This is a genomic window from Paraburkholderia sp. RL18-085-BIA-A (genome assembly GCF_046027075.1).
GTDB lineage: Bacteria > Pseudomonadota > Gammaproteobacteria > Burkholderiales > Burkholderiaceae > Paraburkholderia.
On record NZ_JARESU010000298.1, the window covers coordinates 1 to 4,104 of the forward strand.

4 protein-coding genes and 1 pseudogene are annotated in these 4,104 nt (G+C 65.2%); 1 reads left to right on the forward strand and 4 read right to left on the reverse strand.

Features of this window, described 5'->3' with window-relative positions:
- Positions 1 to 120: 120 nt before the first annotated feature.
- The 4 genes from P0D89_RS51315 to P0D89_RS51330 all read right to left on the reverse strand — a co-directional run bounded on the left by P0D89_RS51315 (position 121) and on the right by P0D89_RS51330 (position 3,733).
- On the reverse strand, positions 121 to 1,155 hold the full coding sequence (locus P0D89_RS51315; protein WP_408379371.1) for a PDDEXK nuclease domain-containing protein: 1,035 nt from the start codon (positions 1,153 to 1,155) through the stop codon (positions 121 to 123).
- A gap of 357 nt (positions 1,156 to 1,512) precedes the next feature.
- Positions 1,513 to 2,427: a hypothetical protein gene (locus P0D89_RS51320; RefSeq protein WP_408370640.1), complete on the reverse strand. Its 915-nt coding sequence runs from the start codon at positions 2,425 to 2,427 to the stop codon at positions 1,513 to 1,515.
- A gap of 5 nt (positions 2,428 to 2,432) precedes the next feature.
- Complete coding sequence (locus tag P0D89_RS51325) at positions 2,433 to 2,579, reverse strand: hypothetical protein (RefSeq protein ID WP_408370638.1); 147 nt, start codon at positions 2,577 to 2,579, stop codon at positions 2,433 to 2,435.
- A gap of 98 nt (positions 2,580 to 2,677) precedes the next feature.
- Complete coding sequence (locus P0D89_RS51330; RefSeq protein ID WP_408370636.1) at positions 2,678 to 3,733, reverse strand: DNA-binding protein; 1,056 nt, start codon at positions 3,731 to 3,733, stop codon at positions 2,678 to 2,680.
- A 167-nt stretch (positions 3,734 to 3,900) separates the two neighbouring features.
- On the opposite strand from P0D89_RS51330, the pseudogene P0D89_RS51335 reads away from it, so the two are divergent.
- A pseudogene (locus tag P0D89_RS51335) lies at positions 3,901 to 4,104 on the forward strand (tyrosine-type recombinase/integrase); the annotation flags it as partial.

The window sequence follows — 4,104 nt, forward strand, 5'->3', positions numbered from 1 at the left end:
TAATGCGCTCGTTTTCAACTCCCGTTACGAGAGAGAAAACGCTAAGCGCTCCTTTCCAGGATATCGCCCGCCTGGCCTGACTTCCCCGGAAAAATCGACCAGCCGATTACGGGTATCAAATCATTCGCGCCGCTTGCTCTGGAGTCGAGACCTCGCGGCTTCGATCGACTGGTGCAATTTCGCCTGCAACTGCTCCCGTGGAGGCAGCACGGTCAGATACTCGGCGACATGAATACCGCTTTTATCAAGCTCCAGAAGTTCGATCTGCTCCTGCTTCTTGCCTGCACACAGGATGATGCCCAGCGGCGGTTCCTCGTCTGGCTCCCGCTCATGCTTCGCGAGCCAGCGCAAATACAGTTCCATCTGGCTTTTGTACTCGGCCTTGAACGCGCCCAACTTGAGTTCGATTGCGACAAGCCGTCGGAGCTTGCGGTTGTAAAAGAGAAGATCGATGTAGAAATCGTCGTGATCAATCTGCAGGCGCTTCTGACGAGCCACAAACGTGAAACCGGCACCCAGTTCGAGAAGGAACTGTTCCATCTCGCGCAGGATGGCATCCTCCAGGTCCTTTTCGAGGTAGTGATCATTGAGACCAAGAAAATCCAGCACATAGGGGTCCTTCAGCAACGTGTCGGGAGACACACGTCGTTCTTCCCTCAGCAGCGCAAGATCCTGCCTGATTGCATCGTCGGGTTTCCGCGAGATTGCGCTCCGCTCAAAAAGCATCGAGTCGATGCGCTGCTGCAACTGTCGCGTGGACCAGCGCTCGATCCGGGCCAGTCCCATATAAAAATCGCGCTTGACTGGGTCGTCGAGGTAGATCAGCGTCTTCAGGTGCGTCCAGCTCAATTCTCTCCGCACTGCGGAGAGAATCGCTTCGTCCGCAAAAACCTCCGCAAGGCGCACACAATGACGCAGCTGCTTGTCGCTCCAGCCGCGACCGTATTCTGCAGTAAGCTGGCGGGCCAGCGACGCAATCACCTGCTGGCCGTACTCCGCGCGAGAGCCGCGCAACACCTCTGCCTGAACACGATGTCCCACCTGCCAGTACAGGAGTGTCAGTTCCGCATTGACCGCAGCCGCGGCCCGCTCACGCGCTGAATCAATCAGCCGTCGGACTTCGTCAAGCAGGGAGGAAGGCGTCAGGTCGTTCATACTTTCACGTTCAGGTCAGCGAGGTTAGCGCGTTAAATTACTGTGGGGAGGCCCATTCCTTTCAATTCCAGCAGGGAGCACGCAGCCGACGGATTGGAGATTGTCTCCGCGGTGCGGAGACAATCTCGCGGATACCCGCTGGGCCTCGCGGCGCCAGCTTCCCGGGGTGAGCCAGCCCGCCGGCCATATCTCGCGAATGTCTGCGGGACCGGCAACCGACTCGACCGGCCATGCCGGCACTCGCCGGCTTCAACCCGATGTCCGTCGCAAGCTCGAGCCCGATTCGGCGGGCCATGCACGGAGAAGAAGCCACGGCGGCAGGATGGGGAAGAGGCTGAGCCACCCGCTTCGATCCCTTCACCGGTGCCGTACTTTCCGCGTTGCCATATACGCGTCAAACAGGCCTGCATGCAGCCGGCTGAGTTCATGGCGCAGGTTCACCAGTTCGTGCTGGTCGCCTTCATGTTCCCGGCGCAGGATCTCACCCAGCAGCGCCATCGCCCGCGACGACGCCTGGTCGCGCTGCACGCGCGCCTCGCCCAGCCGGGCCGCCAGTGCCGGCTTGACCACCAGCAGCCACGCCGGAAACCACGCGTAATCGTCCGTCTCGCCCGCGCCCGGAAACTCCGCATCGAAGCGCTGGCGTAGCGCGTCAAGCGAAGCGTCGCGGAGCATGGACAGTAATGCCGCGAACCGCGGAGGTGCCAGCCACGCCAGTTCCGCGAGCAGCGGCCATGCGGCCTCCAGTCCACCTGTCCGGTAGCGCACCTCGGTCATCCACGCGAGGGGCGCCGGGATGCGCCACCACGATTCAATGCCCTGGACCGCGTCACTCGCGGCCGCCCAGTCGCCCGCCAGCAGCCACAGCGGTGCACAATGGCTGTCGGCATCGGCACGGAGAAAGGCCAGCGTCGCGGCCCGGTCGGCGAGCGCTCGCCAGCACAGGGCGAGCCATGCGTGAACCGTCTGCTTGGGCAGCACCCGCCGGGCGGCGGGCACCACGTCGTCCTCGAGGTGACGGCGCGCGATGGCCAGCGCCGCATGGTCCGCCAGGGGCGCGGTCGATCCGCGCCCGAGTTCGAGTTCGCGAACCAGCACGTTCATCGCGGGCAGTGCACCGTCGTCCGGGTATCCGCCGGCGAGCAGCGCCAGTGCGGTGCGAGCGGACACCGCATCGCGCCGCTGCAACTGCTCCAGCACGTCATTGCGCAACATCACGTCACGGCTGTCGGCAAAGATATCCAGTTGCTTCACGGTCTGCTGCATGGTCATCGCGCTCAGAAAAGTTGCCTTTCAGGACGGGCCAGATTAGCCCACTTCACCGTGCTGCGGAAGGTGCGGCCGTCTTCGCCGACTGACTCGATGATCACGCGCCGGCCGCCCGCTTCGGCGATCACGCGCACCGTGCGCTCGCCGTATCGCATCAGCGCGCCGATCGGGGGGCAGGCCGGGGCCTGGCGACGCGTCCGCCCGGTTCGTCCTTTCCCCTCTTTCCGCGGGCGGCGGCTGGCTGCCATGCTGACTACCCCCGCTTGCGGCGTGCCGCCGTCTTGCCGGATGGCGTGGAGGTGGCCGGCGCCTTGCGCGGCGGGCCCGGTGTCCGTGCCGGACGGGCCGCGGCTGGGCGTGCCGGGGCACCCTTCGCGCGAACGGGTCGCGTTGCGTGGGCATCGGCCTCGCGCCGTGCCGTCAGCTGTCCTTGCAGCGTCGCGTTCGTGGCCTGGACGGCCTCGAGCCGTCCCTGCAGCACGCCCGTCTGATGGCGGGCGTCACCCAGTTGCGCCTGCAGCGCCTCGAGCGCGCGGCGATGGTCCACCTCGCGCCGGTCGGCCCGCTTCGTCGTCTCGTCCAGTTCCTTCTGCAGCTTCGCGGCGGCGCCGCGCTCGCGGTCGATCTCGAGCAGGGCGCGCTTCTCGGATGCCCGGAGCCGCTCCTCCGCACGGTCAGCCGCTTCCCGCAACTTCTCCAGATCCCGCGAGAACCCTTCTCTCACCGCCACAATCTCGCGATCGCGCGCCGCCAGCGCCGCGCTCCTCCGCTCGAGTTCCGCCTCCAGCGCCTGACGCTGCGCATGACCTTCGGCCTGCGCCTTGTCCAGATCCCGCACCTCGACCTGCGCGGCCAGCAGCGCGGCGGTGCGCTGCTCGAGCGCCGTCTCCACGCGTCCCAGTTCGTCGCGGGCGGCGGCAACCGCCTGCTGCGCCTCCGCGCGCTGCGCCTCGACCTCGTCGCGCAACGCGTCGAGCGCGGTCCCGGCTGACGCGGTCGCCCGTGTCCAGAGGGTGGCGACCAGTTCACCGGCGGCCGCACCGAGATCGGCGGGCAGGTCGGGATGCTCGATGCGCACCCGGCTCTTTTCGCGCAGTTCGGCCCAGAACTCACCCAGCACCGCGGTCGGCGTGCTCATGCTGCCGCGCTTCACCAGCTGGTAGAGCCGGTTGGCGGTGGGCGTGAGGCCGAACCGGAAAAACATGAGCGCGCAGACCTCGCGGTAGAGCTCGCGGGTTTTGGGAAATTCGGCCTTCAGGCGGTCGATTTCGGTGGCAAGACGGGTTTCGTCGCGCGGGACGTCAGACATGGGCGTCAATTCCTGAGTTTTTCACAAACAATATAGCGTAAACCGCTTCATATCTAACGATCACCGCTCACTATTTTGACATTAATCCTGTAATGTTGATTTTTTATAACCTGTGGGTCGCATAATTACGTCTACGCCAGCACCCCGGACCGCCGCCCCTCCTGACCATGACCACCGCCCTGCCCGCCCCGCGTCCGCTCGATGCGCTAGACCTGTCCCCCGACCTGGATGGCCGTCACGGCACGAACCGCGTAGACGGACGCAGGCAGGTCGCCGCTGACACCGATGTCGACGCACTTCGCGCGTGGCTCGCCCGCTTTGCCGAGACGAAAACCACGTTTGACAACTACCGCAAGGAAGCCGAACGGCTA